Below are 17,142 nucleotides of genomic sequence, written 5' to 3' on the forward strand. Positions count from 1 at the left end.
GTGTCATTAATTTTGATGGTATATATTGTATAGGTTGGGGTCAATTCAGTATTCGCAGTTTTAGGGCAGGGCACGGTTTGGGCACCAAATGGGCAGCGCACCATCACCAACCGCGATGAGGGACTGGCTAATAGACATAACCTACAAAACGAATCCTCACCAAGATGGCATGGTGGCGGTCTGGGACATTCGCAAATCAGCGAGGATGAAAGTCATCAAGGCTGGATCTCTGGTATCGCCCAGTACGGACTGACTTCTGACTCTGAGGTTACATTTCTCTTTGATGACACCCCAAACCAGATCGGCATGCAGTGGAGTGTCAATACCAATGCCCATGCCCATGCTAACGCACAGCACCCAACGACCACCAACAAAGCAATCTTTGCCCCAGATGAGCACATCCTTGAGCTTGGCGTCCTACGTCATCGCTATAGCAACCATCAATCGACAAGTAGTGGACTCAGCAAAGACAGTATTTTGGCATCAAGCAACAACACCCTAACCACAGCCAAGACTATCGTTAGACAATCAGGGAACACGCAGTCGGATGTCGTCGCAGGCAACTATACCTTAACGGCAGATACTATCGAGTCGCTATCAGGGATAGCCGGACAGGCTGCGCTATCAGGACTGAAGATTAGTGCTAATACCAAGCCCGTGGTGATACAAGCACAAGGGGGTGAGCTGCAATTGCACAGCCAGCAATCCATGACCATCGGCAGTGAGTCAGGACAGGTGAATATATCGAGTCCCAAACGGATTAAGTTTCAGACCAGCGCAGGGGCGTCACTGACGATTGATGAGAGCGGGATTAAGCTGGTGTGTCCGGGGGAGATTAAGATAAAAGCGGTGAAGAAGAGTTTGGTGATGGGAGCTAAAGTCAATGCGCCGATGATTGCTTTGCCAACGTCGGGGTTGTTTAGTAAAGCGTTTGATCTTAAAAAGCTGTTACCGCAAGACTTAATAGATCAAGGCATCAGCTATAAGCTTATTAATCACTCGAAAGGTACAGAGATTGAAGGTAAGCTTGATGAAGAGGGTCAGACCTTAAGGGTATTTGGCGATAAGGCTGAGAAGGTTGAGTTAATATTAGATAGTATTTCAATTAGAGAAGATGACAGTTTCGAGTTAACTCCTTTAGATGATGAATATAATTATGATGACGGTGACTGTGGTTGTTAGTCTCTGATAATTAGCCGTTTAGGAAAAGAACATGGAAACTTTTAATAAATACAGAGATATTAATTTGATAATTCTTATATATAAGATAATGACAAGTTTGATATTTATTACACTTGTACTATTAACGTATGAAGCTAACGCCCAATCAAATAAAAACTTTAAAAACTATGTTTTAAATAACTCAGGCAACGCAAAAACGTTTAAAATTCGAGCTATAACTTGTTCTAACAATACTTGGGATTATTGTTTTACACCTGTATCAGTTGAAATAAAAGATAGGTTTGATTCTAATTGGCATCAGACGATAAATATTAATACTGCTGTGCCTTCCTTACAAGAAATGAACACTAGGCTATCTTCAGATACTCGTACTAGACAATACTCTAAATATGAAAGATACACTTTTATATTTGGTGATTTTAATTATGACGGTTATACAGATTTTGCCTATATATCAGGATTACTAGGAAATTATGGAAGCCCTTCTTATACTTTTTACCTATATAATCAAAATAAAAAAACTTATGAATCCGATTTACAATTTTCTGAGTTAACTACTCAAGGTAGATCAGTGCCAGACTTCAATTACGTTCAAAAGGAAATAGTATCCTCTGAAAAAAATGGATCTGGAAACCTTTCGAGCTACTACCATATCAAATCTAATGAACCACAGCTATTTAAAGTTATTAGCCGAGATTATATAAGTAAAGCCGACAAAATATATTTAAAGACGACTACTAAAGTTTTGAATAGTAATAATGAATGGACGTCTTCTATAAGTTACGATGAATATACTGATTAATGTCAATTAGGTCGAAATATGGCTACTAAAAAATTTGAGATTTCAAAAGCTGAGTCTGTCAGACTTCTTATAAAAACTTGCTTTGAAAATGAAGTAACCCAGCATGTTCAAATTGCATGTGTATTAGCTAATTGCCAACATGAAACTCTGAATTTCTTGTATTCAGAGGAAATTAATGGTAGAAGTCAAGCGAAATTATTGGGATATAGAGGGGGCATTGAATATTTTGGAAGAGGATACATACATTTAACTCACATAGATAATTATCAAAAAGCAGATAGTAAACTTGGTCTTGGCGGAAAACTGACTCGTAATTTAGACTATGCTACCAATCCTAATATAGCAGCTAAAACGGCTGTAATAGGTATGCGAGATGGTTGGTTCACTGGGCTAGGACTTGAACGATGGCTTGATGGTGATAAGGGCTGGATTACTGGAGATGATCTTTCTTACTATTATGCAAGACAAATTGTAAATGGAGATTTTAAAACAACAAACACTGCAGAAATTGCTAAAGAATGGAGCTTAAAAATCCCCTCAGTTGTCAATGACATAGACGGGTATTCAGTGTTATCAGTTAGCTTGATTGATATTAGAGAAGCGTCAGTTCCTGGCTCATTGATTGAAATAACTGTTGCTGAAGACTCGAGCTTTTCACAAAAATATACAACTAACAAAGAGGGAATAATTCCATATATATATGCTCCTCTCAATTCTACTTTAGAATTTAAAATTAATAATCGAACTTGTAGAAATAAATTATTAATGGATAAAAAATTAAAATCTATTACTTTGGTCGATTCTAACTGTAAATTTAATACCGATACCAAACCGCATCAGGTAGTTGATAATCCAAATGATAAAAATTCAAGTGAACCAGATAAAGATAATACTGTTTCTAATCAGCTAATTGAAACTGAAAGTGATAATCAGTCGAAAGTAGATAGTGTGACTTTCAACATCAAACTAGTCGAAGGCGACACAGGCAAGCCATTACCCAATACAACCTATTATCTAGAATACAAAAACAATATCAAACCCCATAAAACGGATGACTCAGGTATCGAATCAGGTATCAAAGCTGAGGTCAGCCAATCTATCGGCGTCTACCTCGATGATGACGAAGGCAAAAAGCAATCCATTTACAGCATGGCATTTCCCGTCATAGGCGACTTAAACGGACAGACCAAAGTTTTAAGAGTCCCTATCGTCTCTTTTAATATCGAATTTGTCGACAACAACAATCAACCCATACCGCATTACGAGTTTAAAACCCTATATCGTGGCAGACAATCTGCTATAAAAAGAGCAAACAGCCAAGGTATTAGCACTATCAACGCCCTTGCCGGTCAAAAGCTCACAATAATAGATGGACAAGGTAGAGCGCAAACAACCGCCATCGTTACCTATGGTTCCAAACAATGGACTATGATCATAGGTACAGATATCACTAGAGAAGATATCAGCAATGTATCAGATATCTTGAGCCAAGAAGCACCGACTACTCTAGAAACGAGTGAACAAGATGACACCCCAAAACCTCAAACAAAGCAAGACCCTGTCATCAAAGTAGAAAAGCCAAAAGTAACAGAGGTTGAAAAAAAGACAGAGACAGGGCCGACACTTGAGGTTGCCTCAGATGAAGCTAAAATCACCATAAAGTTCGTTGATGAAGCGACAAATAAGCCTTTATCAGGGCTTTCCTATATTACTCAGTCTACTAAATATGGTAAGAACACTTCTGTGACCGGAGATGATGGCACCAGAGGTAGAACACATGATTCGCTAGTAGGTATTGATATAACCGTACTGGTATATGAAGACGGTAAGGAAGTTAAGAAAGATGTCATTACAGCAAGTGTTGATCGAAATGATATTCCCTATGTTTATAAGGCTAAGAAGCCTAAAAACTACTTATACCCATTGCCGATAGATGCAACTGCAGATTACAAATCAGGTATGAGATCTTTTGGAAGTAATCGTTCAGGTGGTAAACGCAAACATGCGGGAGCAGATTTATATGCGCCAACTGGAACGACAGTAAGAGCAATGGAATCAGGTATTGTGTTAAGTACTGGTAGCTTCTATGCAGGTACCGACTTTGTGACCATTAAGCATCCGAATCACATCATCAGATATGGAGAGTTGGCACCGGGTTCGATAAAAGTTGAAGCAGAAGATGAGGTAGCTAGAGGTCAACCTATTGGTGCTGTGGGAAAACTCAAGGGGATCAATGTTCCAAGCAATATGTTACACCTTGAAATGTACTCAAATACTAATGACACTTCTAACCTTACAGTTAAAGGAGCAGCGGGTGGCAAATTCAAACGTAGAAGCGACCTAATCAATCCTAATTCTTTTTTAGACAATGCGGATAAATAACTATGAAAAACTCTTCTTTTCTTCTTTTTTCTACGTTAATACTGTCTTCTTGCTATAACAGTGTTACAACTACAGAACCAGCTAACTCAAGTACAAAAATAAATGAAATCGAAGTAAAATCAAAACTACCCGCTTCTAACTTTACATCGGTATGCTCACATGATGAAGTAAAGCCTATGAGTATTAGTAATAGCTTAACAGTTTGGGGCTTTGAGCCATTACTATCTGATAAAGAGCGAAAATGTGAAAAACTTAATCTTAACGACTTCGCAGCAATGAACTGTAAATATGATGAAGACTTAATACAAAATTCAGGTATTCATCTTTATAGGAATTCTGAAGGTTGGTACAAATTTATATATGAAACCGCTGATATTTGCACTAATGCTTTAGACACTTATGCGGCACAAAGTGAGGAGCTTTAGATAGATTATGTGATAAGTATATATTAGATCTCTAACAAAAGTACCATTTTATTGATTTTTACTGATAGAGTGTCAAGGGTTGGCAACGACTTATACAAGAAATCTATTATCTTTTATCCAAGCGCGCACAGCTTTGTCAGCAGTACCTATACCGGTGTCACCCAAGCCCGTACCGGTGATCAAACTACCTCAGCGAGTCCAAGCTATGCCTCAGAGGTGACCGATGATGGCCTGCAGCGCACCATCACCACTCCGGTATCTGCTGGTATCAGCACGCACGACGATGGGATGACGCCACCGCTGCGCAGTTTGCAGTTGTCCTCAGGTGCCACTCACGGCTGGCAGTTTACCCCAAGACTCGGACAATCAGTGCTGCTCAACCACTGGTACGGCGACAAGGACAGCCCCGTCATTAGCCGTAGCCTCTATGACGGTATCGGCATGGGCGATAGCGATGAAAAAGACATCACCAACCGCGATGAGGGACTGGCTAATAGATATAACCTACAAGGCGGATCCTCACCAAGATGGCATGGTGCTGGTCTGGGACATTCACAAATCAAGGATGACGACGCACATAGCGGCTGGATAACCGGTATCGCTCAATACGGACTTAACGATCAATCTGAAGTCAGCCTTCTCTTTGATGACACCCCAAACCAGATCGGCATGCAGTGGTCGGTCAACACTGCTAGTCGTGCCAACGCCCAAGCCCCCACCAGTACCAGCAGTGCTACTTTCTCACCAGATGAGCACATCCTTGAGCTTGGCGTCCTACGTCATCGCTATAGCAACCATCAATCGACAAGCAGCGGACAAGGGGTCAACCTTGCCACCGATCATGGACTACAAGCCACAGCAGACAGTGGCGTGCTGCTCTCTACCTTTGGGATCCGGCACAGCCAATCCGAGCATGAATCGGCGTGGGTCAACGACGCAGGACAACGCCAGCTGAAACTTGGCACAGAGCTGAGTGAGACCCTGATGGAAGCCAAACAAGCGCACTTGCAATCCACCCAAGAGATCAGTAGTGCGAACGCGTCTATAAAAGCCTTTGAAACCGCAGCGCAGGTGATCGATGAGACCCTACAAACTGAAGTCTTAGGTGCGTCCGATGTACTAGTAGTCAGCAAAGACAGTATTCTGGCATCAAGCAACAATACCCTAACCACAGCCAAGACCATCGTTAGACAATCTGGCAGTACGCAGTCCGATGTGGTGGCAGGCAACTATACCTTAACGGCAGATCGTATCGAGTCGCTGTCAGGGATAGCCGGACAAGCCGCTCTATCAGGACTGAATATTAGTGCTAATACCAAGCCAGTAGCAATACAAGTACAGGGCGGTGAGCTGCAATTGCACAGCCAGCAGGGTATGACCATCGGTAGCGAGTCGGGACAAGTGAATATCGCAAGTCCGAAACGCATCAAGCTGCAAACTAGCGCGGGGGCGTCACTGACGATTGATGAGAGCGGGATTAAGCTCGTTTGCCCGGGGGAGATTAAGGTGAATGCGGTGAAGAAGAGCTTGGTGTCTGGAGTGAGAGCTAATTACTCTATACCGATGATGCCTGAGACAGTTCCACTGTTTAGTAATAAGCTCGATGTTTATGATTTGTTTTATCAGTATGACTTTAAGGACATTGAGTTTCAGATGCTAAAGCCTGATGGGCAGCTGATAGAAGGGGTGTTAGATGAGCATGGACGCACCGCTCCTGTGATTAGTGATAAAGAGGAAGAGGTTAATGTTTTAATTGGCTTTAAAGATGTGGATTGGGGAATAGAGTTTGAACCTGATGAAGAAGAAAGTTCAGAATCTACCAAAAATAAAGATGACGAATTAAAACAACCTTTAAATCATAAGACTTCTCAGGAGAATAATAATGACTAAAGCTAAAAGTGTTGTTATTAAAATTCGTTTTGTTGATTTGATGAATAAACCATTTCCAAATCTATATCATCTTATTAGAGAATCAAAAAAATTAATTAGCGAAAATAAATCAGATGTTTCAGGTCTTGGCGTACCTATTAGTAGACCTCCCGGTACCATGCTAACTGTTAGTATCAAGCATCCATTGACAAACAAGATGATTGATATTCAACGTCCTATTGTTGTACCGACACAGAAAGGCACAATGACTATCAAAGCGCCATTTTCTATTCAGATAGTTAAGCTTCGAGCCCTTGCAGACAATGGTGGCTCATACAAAAGAAGCACTCATAAAGTTGCTACAGGTAAAGATGAATATGAGGTTAAAAAAGGCCAAGATCTATACACTATTGCTAAAATGCATAATACCACATGGCAGATACTAGCGCAGCTGAACAAATCGACTATTAAAGACCCTGATGAAATAGTTCCAGGCCAGATAATAAAAGTGCCACCCAAAGGCAGTAGCTTAACAGGCACTACTAATGACAAACCTGACTCTTTAAAAAATCAAACCAATTACAAAGTAAAAAAAGGCGAAACGCTATCAGGTATATCCGAAAGGAGCGGTGTATCAGTAGAACAGCTTAAGCGTATGAACGGAATAACAGATCCGACAACCTTGCAAGCGGGTCAGACCATCAAGCTTCGTGGCGCTGGTTCAGTACAGACTCATACAATACCTAAACCCACCCCCACTGCGAAACCTACACCAAAGCCATCATCGAAACCGTCGTCTTCTGATGAAGAGGAAGGGTTTTTCGGTGGCGTCCTTGAAAGTATAGGAGAAGGGTTAGGCGCTCTAGGTAATAAAGCAAAAGAGGGTTTAGAGGGTATCAATGACGCTATGAGTGGTGGCAAAAATGATAAGCCTGCTGGAGGAGCGCCTGCTATTAGTACCAAATCAAACAGTAACGTCTCATCAACCTCGGTTGATTATACCGTAAAAAGCGGTGATACGCTAAGCGGTATTGCGCGAAAGCATGGCGTAAATACGAATGAACTCGCTCGTACTAATGGTTTAAAGCTTACTGATACGATTCATCCAAGAGACAAGCTAAAGATACCTAGCAATGGTGCTACTTCCCCATCCACAGATAGTCCTTCTCAATCAAGTAAAACAGATCGTCCTGTAAACGTGACTACAAAACCTAGCAATAGCTCTGATGGTACGCCAAAGGATGTTGCTACAACCAATGGTTCCTGTATTTGTAAAGCCCATGGTTTAATTTGGGGGGCTAAAGTAAACTGTGACTTTAGAAAAAAAGTTATAGAGATTTGTCAGGATTTATGGCCTGATAATTATCTAGCGATGGCTAATAACTTGATGGCTGTATTTGCTTGGGAAAGCGGAGAAAAATTTGAATCAGGCGTACCTAATAAACAAAATTCAAGAGCTACTGGATTAATTCAATTTATGCCAGACACTTACGAAGGTTTGACTGGAGAAAAACCAATCATTGAAACAGTTGAAAACTATTGGGGTAACGGTAAAAGATTAGAAAGAATTAAACAGCTTGCTGAGATGGATGAAATCAACCAGTTAGATTTGGTAAAAAAATATTTTGAACCTAAGCGCGATAAAAATTTAGAATTTATCGATTTTTATCTTCAAGTTTTATTCCCTGTATCAAGTGGAAAGCCTGATCATGTGGTATTCGCAGATAGTCATAGCAAACTAGATCTCCCTAATGAAAGGGAAGGAATTAGAAATAAGAGAGTAGAAAAATTTTCAAGAAACAACATGGACAAGAATAATGATGGCAAGGTTATGAAGTCCGAAATCGCCCAATCAGTGGAACATTTTTTGACAGACGGTGAAAAATACGAATCATTTGGCAAGTGTGAGACATTTAGTGTTATTGAGCAGCCAGTTTCAACTAATGATAATTGCCCTTCTAATATAGAAGGCTGTTTTTGTAACAGAAACAATAAACTGCTTATGCAAGCTGGATTCCTAACTCATTCTCGTATAATAAAGCATCATACTCCTAAGCTTGAAAGAAGGAATTATACTCAAGAAATTAGAAAAATAATTTTGCATCGAACTGTTAATAGTTCCGCTCAATCAACATTTAATTCTTTTAGTAGGGGATCGAAACCATATGGAACACATTTTGTTGTAGACAAAGATGGTAAAATTTATCAAACAGCTAACTTGAATAAACTTACTATACACGCTGGTAATGCAAATCCCTATTCAGTAGGAATTGAAGTTGTAGGTATGCCCCTTGACAAGAATGGAAAGCCAACAGTTGGACCTCCAAATGGAAACAAGGTACACAGTTGGCAGAAACTTACTATGAAACAAACTCAAAGCGTTGCTTGCCTTACGAAATATTTACTTATTCATTATGGATTGACTCAGTCTAATATAGCAGTACACGAAGATGTTGCAGCTAAAACCGAAGGTGAAGGAAGGACAGTATACAATGCTATTAAAAAATATTTTTAAACCTATAATTATATTACCAGTCACTCTATATCTGCTTGCCTGCCAAGAGGAAGCAGAAGTTTATCAAACCATATGCATTGACGCAGATACTACAGTTAAGAACGACGTACCTAGAGGAGGTATTTTATGGTCATTGTCTACAGATGATTTTAAACATCTGATCTCATTAGTCAAGAAAGAGTCATCTCGAAACATTTATGTTAGGAATTCTATTACAACCTGCGAAATGAAGTTTGATAATATTGAAGTAGATAACAATATTTGCAAAACAACCTTGAACGCTGGAGCTTACGGCTATACAGAATGTAATGATGGCTCTAAATACAGCTTTGGATGTTACAAAAAAGAATGCGATCAATACTTTCCATTTCCTTTCAAAGATGAAGAAGGCGTTGACTTAGAACTTGATTATTTAGATGAGCCTGAGCCTACTAGTGGAAAAACGTATATTGAAAATTATAAAAACTATCTTGCTACAATGAATAAGGAATTAGTTAAAAATAGGTTAGCTGTAAAAGTTTATTTTGAAAACTCAAATTTAGATGATTCAAGTTATGTTATTCGATATGTAGATAAAGCATCGCCACTCAAAAACAGCATCCAAGAATATTTGAACGGTTTAACGACAGAAGAAAAAAATCTAGGATTTGAGTCAAGTAATTTTGGCAATAATAGTTTTCAAGTAAAAATTGATAAGAAAACTGCCTTTATAAATTTTATAAGTTACAAATTACGAATCATAGAACCAGAACAAATATTAAACTTTGATTATAATATTTCAAAAACAGCTGAGCAGTTTGATACTGTAGATAAAACAGAAATTTGTATCAATAATATTTATAACTATCAAATGGCTTTCTTGGCCAACGAAGAACCAATTGATTGTCCTTTCTAATTTTAGATTTTATTCTTATTTAAACTAAGTCTGCACGTATAGGAAATACTAATCCATTTACAGCATGGCGTTTCCAGTAACAGGCGACTTAAACGGACAGACCAAAGTACTTAAAGTCCCTGTTGTCTCCTTTAGTATCAAATTTGTCGATAACAACAATCAACCCATACCCCATTACGAGTGTAAAACCCTATATCGTGGCAGAAAATCTGCTATAAAAAGAGCCAACCGCCAAGGTATTAGTGTAAATACCCCATTCTTAACACAACATCATCGTAGAATAATTAAGCCACCTGCCTGTACTCAGCAGGTGTCATATCATTAAGTGAATCATGAGGTCTTTCGGTGTTATAAACCTTGATCCAGTCTTCAGTCAGTTGAGTAACTTCATTTAAATCATTGAATAAATAACAGTCTAAAACCTCATTGCGGTAACTACGATTAAACCGTTCAATATAAGCATTCTGATAAGGACAGCCAGGCTCAATATAGTCAACATAGACACCATGAGCTGATGCCCAATCAGTGAATATGCTGGATGTAAACTCACTGCCGTTATCTACCCTTATTTGCTTAGGGTAACCATGCCACTCGGCTAGCTGGTCAAGGTAGCGAATTACTCGGAGTGAAGGCATACTGGTACCAATATCAATGCCTAATACTTCACGGTTGTAATCATCAATCACATTAAAGGTTCGAAAGCGAATATTGTTGTGTAGTCTGTCGCTCATAAAGTCCATAGACCAAGTATGACCCAATGCGTTTGGCACACTTAACGGCTGAGGATTACGTGTTGGTAGCCGTCTTTTAGACTTACGGCGTAGGTTTAAGTTTAGCGCGGTATAAACACGATGTACGCGCTTATGATTCCATGAATAGCCAAGCTTACGTATGCGTTTAAAGCACTTTGGGAAACCCCAACGATTGTGCTTGTCAGTAAGCTTGTTTAAGACATCAATAATCTCACTATCATCAGATAGCTTAGGCTTATAGTAGTAAGCGGTTCGACTCATGCAGACCACCTGACAACTCACTGCAATGCTGACATCATACTGCGCCTGTAATTCTTGCGCCCAGACTTTGCGCTCGGGTACAGGCGCTATAGCTTTTTTATGATCTCTTCCTGCATTTGCGCTTTAAGGCTTAAGTCAGCATACATCTGTTTAAGCCTACGGTTTTCTTCTTCAAGCTCTTTTAGTCGTTTGACATCAGAGGCTTCCATACCACCGTACTTGGAACGCCATTTATAGAAAGTCGAGCTAGCAATCCCATATTTACGACACAGCTCTTTAGCAGGTATCCCAGCTTCTGCTTCTTTTAATATCGATACGATTTCGGTCTCAGTCATTCGTTTGCTCATATCAAAACTCCTTATGGGTATTTTATAAGAAATTCTACGTTTGAGCTGTGCTATTTTAGGGGATAGTTACACTTTTTAATTGAGTAGATAAACTTAACTATAAGAAAATAAATGTTCGAAAAAATACTCTACAAGCCCCGAAAATTGTACAAAAAAAAGCCTCACTATTAAGTGAGGCTTTTTAAATATTTGGAGCGGGATAAGAGATTCGAACTCTCGACCCCAACCTTGGCAAGGTTGTGCTCTACCACTGAGCTAATCCCGCTGATTCATCGTTTGATTAACTATCATCAGATGATGAAGGCGTATTATACGTAGTTTTTTTGAGGTGTCAACACCCTTGACGAAAAAAAGTAAAAGTTAGCAAGACAGGTATGTCATCTTCTCATAAATGTATGTTATAACGGTTTCTTATAATATGCATTCCAAAAGCTTTGCATTGAAAAATAAGCTGGGATGCATTTTATAGTTTGTTTTTATGATGGTTTTCATCATAGATACCTACCAATCATACATACTTATAATGACAGGTCATAAGGATAAGGAAATGAGTCAACAATATACCATCGCAGATTATTTGTTTGATCGCATCGCAGAAGCGGGTGCAAGTGATATATTCGGTGTACCAGGGGATTTTAACCTCACATTTTTAGACAATATCATCGCCTCTGACAAGTTGCGCTGGGTCGGCAATACCAATGAGCTAAACGCAGGTTATGCCGCTGATGGCTACGCACGTGAGCGTGGTTTTGCGGCCATGGTGACGACCTTTGGGGTGGGTGAGTTATCAGCGATAAATGCCACGGCAGGCTCTTTTGCCGAGTATGCGCCAGTGCTGCACGTCGTCGGCGCGCCGAGCACAGCGCTGCAAAATGCCAAACGCCGTATTCATCATACGCTTGGAGATGGGGTATTCAATCACTTTATCAAGATGGTAGAGCCTGTGACCGTCGCACGGGCACAGATTACGCCAGAAAACGCCGCTTCAGAGATCGACCGTGTGATCCGCGTGATCCTCAAAAAACACCGCCCAGGCTATCTTCTGTTGTCGCCAGATGTGGCAAAAATGCCGATTTATCCACCGACGACCAAGCTCGATGACAGTCAAGAAGACATCACCAGTCAAGCAGCGCTGGCAGACTTCAAGCAAGCGCTCACCGAGTTTTTGCCCAATAAGACCACCACGCTGATGGCAGATTTGATGGTGCATCGTTTGGGGTTACAAAACCAGCTAAAAGCGTTAATCGCTGAGACCGAGATTCCTTATACTACGCTGTCATGGGGTAAAACACTGCTTGATGAAAACAGCGAGCGCTGGGCGGGTACTTATGCTGGTGTCGCCTCACGTCCTGTGGTAAAGGACGCCGTAGAAAACTGTGAGTGTTTGATTAAAATTGGCGTGCAATATACTGATACGACGACGGCAGGATTTAGCCAAAATATCGATCAAAAAACAGTGGTCGACTTGCACTATGAGCGGGCGTCTATCAGTGGTCGCAACTTTGCTCCGATTGCGCTAAAGGACTCGTTGCAAGTGCTGCATGAAGTGATGACTTCTGGTATCGAAGTTGTACCCAAGCCATTTTGTAAAGAGATGACACCGCATGAGCAAAACGGCAAAGATGATGAGGCTATTCGTCAAGACGATCTGTGGCATATCATCGCTGATCATTTAGATCATAATAATCTGGTGTTTTCGGATCAAGGCACCTCGTATTTTGGCATCAGTGATGTGCGCTTGCCAGAAGGAGTGACTTCTTATGGCCAGCCGATGTGGGGATCCATTGGTTATACGCTGCCGGCCAGCCTAGGCGCTGCCATTGCTTCACCAAATAAGCGTAGCGTACTGCTCATCGGTGATGGTTCGGCCTTACTGACGGTACAAGAAATCGCTGTCATGATTCAAGAGCGTATCAATCCGGTGATTGTGCTGATCAATAATGATGGCTATACCGTTGAACGCGCTATCCATGGCGAAAACCAGCACTACAATGATATCCCTCGTTGTGACTGGCAGATGATGCCAAAAGCCTTTGGTGCTACCGAAGACAACAGCTTACTGCTCAAAGTCACCACGGCAGGTGAGCTAAAAGCTGCGCTCAAGCAAGCGGCTGCTACCACCGATAAGCTGGTGATGCTAGAGGTGATAGCTGATAAGCATGATATTCCGCCGCTATTGGCCGATATCAGTGCGGCGCTAAAACCAAAAAATGACTGATGGCATGGTAATGCTATACGATAGCTAAAGCAGTCATCTGCTCGCTTGTATTTACTCGCTACCTGACCTCACTTGGCATCTGTGCTAAGTGGGGTTTTTTGTGCACTTATCGATACGTGTCGATAGTTAAGATTTATTATCAGGTATGGTGAGCGAGGCGGGTATTATCATGATAAATTAGACGGTTAACAGAGGATAGGATAGGCCGTATCATGATTTGGCTAAAAATGCTTATGGATGAATTGAAGGTATGGCTGACTAAAATAAATAGATATGAAAAGTATTTTTTTAAATAGGATTTTTGCTCTCGCTCGTAGATGTTATTCTTTTATTTGCAGTTCACCGATCGCGTCACCATCTCGTCAGGTCAGTGCTATCGCACGCGCAACATTTGTCATCACCGATAACTATAGGGTTTAAAATAGATGGATACCTTAAATATCCTATATCTCGTAGGAGCATTGTTGATTTTTGCCAGTATCATGGCAAGTACGTTATCCGCGCGTTTGGGTGTGCCATTATTGTTGTTGTTTTTGATAGTTGGCATGCTGGCAGGTGAGCAAGGTATCTTAGGCATTGAGTTTTCTCAGTATGGTATTGCCAATTTTGTCGGGCAGGCGGCGCTCGCTTGTATCTTGCTCGATGGTGGTCTGCGTACCTCTTTTAAATCATTTCGCGTCGGACTCAAGCCGGCGGTGACGTTGGCCACATGGGGCGTCCTGACGACGGTGATGGTGCTTGGGGTCTTTGTCACTTGGCTGCTTGATGTCGATTGGCGTTTTGGGCTGCTGATGGCCGCTATCGTTGGCTCAACCGATGCCGCCGCAGTATTTTCGCTACTACGTAATGGCGGGGTCAAGCTAAACGATCGCGTACAAGCCACGCTAGAGTTGGAGTCGGGTGCCAACGATCCGCTGGCCATTTTATTGGTGACAGGACTGATTGCTTTAAATGTCGATCCGGCAGGTCAGACCGTACTTGGTTTTTTGGGTTTGCTGTTGCAGCAGCTGGGCGTGGGTCTGGGCATGGGACTGTTATTTGGCTACCTGCTAGCGCGTCTGTTGCCAAAAGTGCATCTGGCCGAAGGTATGTATGCCATTTTGATACTGTCCGCGGGCCTTTCGGTCTTTGCTGCGACCAATTTGCTTGGCGGTAGTGGCTTTTTGGCGGTTTATCTGACGGGCGTACTGATCGGCAACCATAAGGTGCGCTCGACTGAGCACGTCATGCGCGTGATGGATAGCTTTGCTTGGTTGTCGCAAGCGGTTTTGTTTGTGGTACTGGGGCTATTGGTGACGCCATCAAACGTCATCAACCTCTGGCATTATTCGGTGGCGATTGCAGCCTTTATGATACTGGTGGCACGTCCGATTGCGGTCTATACCAGCGTCAAGCCCTTTAAGTTTAAAGACAGAGAGATTGGTTTTATCTCTTGGGTTGGTTTGCGCGGGGCAGTTCCGATTACCCTTGCTATTTTGCCTGTGATGGCAGGGATTGATAATGCCTTTATGCTCTTTGACATTGCCTTTGGGGTAGTGGTGCTGTCATTGATCCTGCAAGGGACGACGATTCCTTTTATGGCCAATGTGTTTCGGGTGCGTATTCCGACCAATAAAGACCCAAAAGAAGAGCATGAAGTTTGGGTGTCAGACAAGGCCAGTATTACCCTGTATGAGTTTGAGGTGCAAGCAGGGGCGTTTGCGATAGGTCGCCATCCGCTCAGTATCTCCAACCGCATCAGCCCAGATGAGATCAGTGTGTTTGCCTTGGTGCGTGGTCAGCAAATCGTCGTGGTCGAGGAGGACACCAAACTCAGATATGGCGATAGCGTCTGGTATGCCATGCGCGGCAACCATGCCAGCAAGATCGCCAAGATTTTCAATGACACGACTTTAGACCGTAAAGCCATCGATGACTTTTATGGTGACTGGCTGCTATCACCTAGTGTCAAGCTTGGTGATTTGCCCTTTTTTACCGACATGGCGACCTCAGAGTCGCTGGCAGACACTCTCAAGTATAAAAACCCAAAAAACACTGAGAGCAAGTGGGAGCAGACCGTCGCTGAGTATGTCGCACAAAGCTTAGAGACCGCGCCTGTGTCGGGGGATACGGTAGAGATCGATGATGTGTGGTCATTGGTAATCAAGGAGGTCGATGACAAAGGCAAGCTCAGAACGATCGGCCTAAAACATGAAGAGGCGGAAAAAGCGCTTTAGTCGTTTGCCGGCTGTGATAGCAGACTCATCATATGCTGCAAAAAATCCGCGACATGCTTATGCAGGTTTTGCCGATATGCCCAGTGATGCTTGACCTCGCTGCGCCGACCATTTATACCGAGGTACCAGCGACCAGTCGCTTGTGGGCAGAGGAGGTGTTTGGGCTTGTGTTGGTGAGTACGACCTTTGCAGATAACGCGCAGGCGATTGCGCTTGCCAATGACAGTAAATATGCCTTGGCTGCGAGTATCGTCAGCGCTGATGAGAGTGCAGCGTTAGAGATGGTACGGCACATTCGAGCCGGTCATATTTGGGTCAATGAGCAGCAAATCGTTGTGCCCGAAGCGGGCTGGGGCGGGTTTAAGCAAAGTGGTATCGGCCGAGAATTAGGGACTGATGGCTTATCTGCTTATCAAAAGAGTAAGCATGTTTTGCTACCGTCTTAATTGTCGTTTTGATGACAGTCTTTATGAGTGCTCTTATGTCTCTGTCAAAAAACCCCCTGTATAGAACGCCTATATAGGGGGTTTTGGTTAATGCTTAGTCAGTAGCAATTGAATAACTGCGACCTACCACATCAAGTCATCTGGAATCACGTAAGCGGCATAAGGATCGTCTTCTGCCAACGCGTCTTCAGCAGTATCGTTTGATACCACCATAAAGCCTGTCATCTTAGCATCTATACGGTCAGCTAGTGGGCGTGGTAGCAGGGCATAGCTGTCCTCTAGGCGTGCTATGACCACATGGCCTGCGACGATTTGATCATAGAGCTTTTGGGTGATATAAATCTTTTTGATTTTCGTATCATCCACAAACTGATAAGTAATCTCACCTTGTGTATCAGTGAGCTGATGCTGCTTAATCATCTGAATGATATTGGCTTTTCGTGTTTTTTCTTCTAACGCTCGTTGTTTTTCTTGATTGAGCTTTTGGTCTTTTTCCAGCTTTTTTGCTTGAGCTTCTGCCAGCGCCTTTTTGGCTGCTGCGCTGTCTGAGTCGCCAGTACGTTTGGCATGCTCTGCTTGTTTGCTGATTTTTTTGGCCTTTTTGCTATCGACCAAACCAGCTTTTAATAATTGAGCCTGAAGGGCGTTTTTTGCCATAATTCACTCACCTAAATCCACTCATTGAAACCGCGATATGTCACTTATAACATCCAAGCCCTGTATTGTAGCAAAATTTGCTAAGAGATGGGGTGTGAGTCTGTCAGACGTCGCTGGATGATATAGGCCAAATTGGGTATCATCAAGGCAGTGGCTGAGGTTTTAGTGTTTGGCC

At 42.1% G+C, this 17,142-nt stretch carries 12 protein-coding genes and 1 tRNA gene; 10 read left to right on the top strand and 3 right to left on the bottom strand.

Features of this window, described 5'->3' with window-relative positions; all coding sequences use genetic code 11:
- Nucleotides 1-306: 306 nt before the first annotated feature.
- From ACNFVB_RS05785 to ACNFVB_RS05815, 7 genes are all read left to right on the top strand, one after another.
- Nucleotides 307-1,182 carry a DUF2345 domain-containing protein gene (locus ACNFVB_RS05785; RefSeq protein WP_430738393.1) on the top strand — a complete coding sequence of 292 codons (876 nt, stop codon included), beginning with the start codon at nucleotides 307-309 and terminating at the stop codon, nucleotides 1,180-1,182.
- Between the two features lie 31 nt (nucleotides 1,183-1,213).
- Entirely contained in the window at nucleotides 1,214-1,984 is a 771-nt protein-coding gene (locus tag ACNFVB_RS05790; protein ID WP_430738394.1) for an XAC2610-related protein, read from the top strand.
- Between the two features lie 18 nt (nucleotides 1,985-2,002).
- Entirely contained in the window at nucleotides 2,003-4,366 is a 2,364-nt protein-coding gene (locus tag ACNFVB_RS05795; RefSeq protein WP_430738395.1) for a peptidoglycan DD-metalloendopeptidase family protein, read from the top strand.
- A 2-nt stretch (nucleotides 4,367-4,368) separates the two neighbouring features.
- Nucleotides 4,369-4,791, top strand: coding sequence for a hypothetical protein (locus tag ACNFVB_RS05800; RefSeq protein ID WP_288997050.1), 423 nt, complete (start codon nucleotides 4,369-4,371; stop codon nucleotides 4,789-4,791).
- A gap of 69 nt (nucleotides 4,792-4,860) precedes the next feature.
- Nucleotides 4,861-6,681 carry a DUF2345 domain-containing protein gene (locus tag ACNFVB_RS05805; RefSeq protein ID WP_430738396.1) on the top strand — a complete coding sequence of 607 codons (1,821 nt, stop codon included), beginning with the start codon at nucleotides 4,861-4,863 and terminating at the stop codon, nucleotides 6,679-6,681.
- A complete protein-coding gene (locus ACNFVB_RS05810) occupies nucleotides 6,674-9,175 on the top strand; it encodes a LysM peptidoglycan-binding domain-containing protein (RefSeq protein WP_430738397.1) in 2,502 nt (833 codons plus the stop codon). Before ACNFVB_RS05805 ends, ACNFVB_RS05810 begins: the two co-directional genes overlap by 8 nt.
- Nucleotides 9,153-10,070, top strand: coding sequence for a hypothetical protein (locus ACNFVB_RS05815; protein ID WP_430738398.1), 918 nt, complete (start codon nucleotides 9,153-9,155; stop codon nucleotides 10,068-10,070). Before ACNFVB_RS05810 ends, ACNFVB_RS05815 begins: the two co-directional genes overlap by 23 nt.
- A 284-nt stretch (nucleotides 10,071-10,354) precedes the next feature.
- Here ACNFVB_RS05815 and ACNFVB_RS05820 read toward each other — a convergent pair.
- Both ACNFVB_RS05820 and ACNFVB_RS05825 read right to left on the bottom strand, forming a co-directional pair.
- Nucleotides 10,355-11,430 (bottom strand): IS3 family transposase gene (locus ACNFVB_RS05820; RefSeq protein WP_430738399.1). Its coding sequence is split into 2 segments (ribosomal slippage): nucleotides 10,355-11,184 and nucleotides 11,184-11,430, totalling 1,077 coding nucleotides; the frame shifts between segments, so codons are not numbered across the junction.
- Between the two features lie 190 nt (nucleotides 11,431-11,620).
- Nucleotides 11,621-11,695: transfer RNA gene (locus ACNFVB_RS05825), tRNA-Gly, on the bottom strand.
- Between the two features lie 282 nt (nucleotides 11,696-11,977).
- Between ACNFVB_RS05825 and ACNFVB_RS05830 the strand changes: the two genes are divergently transcribed.
- The 3 genes from ACNFVB_RS05830 (at nucleotide 11,978) to ACNFVB_RS05840 (ending at nucleotide 16,310) form a co-directional block, all read left to right on the top strand.
- On the top strand, nucleotides 11,978-13,648 hold the full coding sequence (locus ACNFVB_RS05830; protein ID WP_430738400.1) for an alpha-keto acid decarboxylase family protein: 1,671 nt from the start codon (nucleotides 11,978-11,980) through the stop codon (nucleotides 13,646-13,648).
- Nucleotides 13,649-14,073: 425 nt separating this feature from the next.
- A complete protein-coding gene (locus ACNFVB_RS05835) occupies nucleotides 14,074-15,864 on the top strand; it encodes a potassium/proton antiporter (protein ID WP_430738401.1) in 1,791 nt (596 codons plus the stop codon).
- 32 nt (nucleotides 15,865-15,896) lie between these two features.
- Entirely contained in the window at nucleotides 15,897-16,310 is a 414-nt protein-coding gene (locus tag ACNFVB_RS05840) for an aldehyde dehydrogenase family protein (RefSeq protein ID WP_430738402.1), read from the top strand.
- 123 nt (nucleotides 16,311-16,433) lie between these two features.
- Here the strand turns inward: ACNFVB_RS05840 and ACNFVB_RS05845 are convergent, their stop codons facing one another.
- Nucleotides 16,434-16,967, bottom strand: a complete 534-nt coding sequence (locus ACNFVB_RS05845; RefSeq protein ID WP_201585720.1) for a DUF2058 domain-containing protein — start codon at nucleotides 16,965-16,967, stop codon at nucleotides 16,434-16,436.
- Nucleotides 16,968-17,142: the final 175 nt, after the last annotated feature.

Origin of the sequence: Psychrobacter sp. VH5, from assembly GCF_050572635.1 — a bacterium.
GTDB lineage: Bacteria > Pseudomonadota > Gammaproteobacteria > Pseudomonadales > Moraxellaceae > Psychrobacter > Psychrobacter celer.

Excerpts from the sequence above, each read along its gene's own strand:
- ACNFVB_RS05785 (WP_430738393.1), top strand. The coding sequence starts at position 307 with ATGCAGTGGAGTGTCAATACCAATGCCCATGCCCATGCTAACGCACAG.
- ACNFVB_RS05790 (WP_430738394.1), top strand. The coding sequence starts at position 1,214 with ATGGAAACTTTTAATAAATACAGAGATATTAATTTGATAATTCTTATA.
- ACNFVB_RS05795 (WP_430738395.1), top strand. The coding sequence starts at position 2,003 with ATGGCTACTAAAAAATTTGAGATTTCAAAAGCTGAGTCTGTCAGACTT.
- ACNFVB_RS05800 (WP_288997050.1), top strand. The coding sequence starts at position 4,369 with ATGAAAAACTCTTCTTTTCTTCTTTTTTCTACGTTAATACTGTCTTCT.
- ACNFVB_RS05810 (WP_430738397.1), top strand. The coding sequence starts at position 6,674 with ATGACTAAAGCTAAAAGTGTTGTTATTAAAATTCGTTTTGTTGATTTG.
- ACNFVB_RS05815 (WP_430738398.1), top strand. The coding sequence starts at position 9,153 with ATGCTATTAAAAAATATTTTTAAACCTATAATTATATTACCAGTCACT.
- ACNFVB_RS05830 (WP_430738400.1), top strand. The coding sequence starts at position 11,978 with ATGAGTCAACAATATACCATCGCAGATTATTTGTTTGATCGCATCGCA.
- ACNFVB_RS05835 (WP_430738401.1), top strand. The coding sequence starts at position 14,074 with ATGGATACCTTAAATATCCTATATCTCGTAGGAGCATTGTTGATTTTT.
- ACNFVB_RS05840 (WP_430738402.1), top strand. The coding sequence starts at position 15,897 with ATGCTGCAAAAAATCCGCGACATGCTTATGCAGGTTTTGCCGATATGC.
- ACNFVB_RS05845 (WP_201585720.1), bottom strand. The coding sequence starts at position 16,967 with ATGGCAAAAAACGCCCTTCAGGCTCAATTATTAAAAGCTGGTTTGGTC.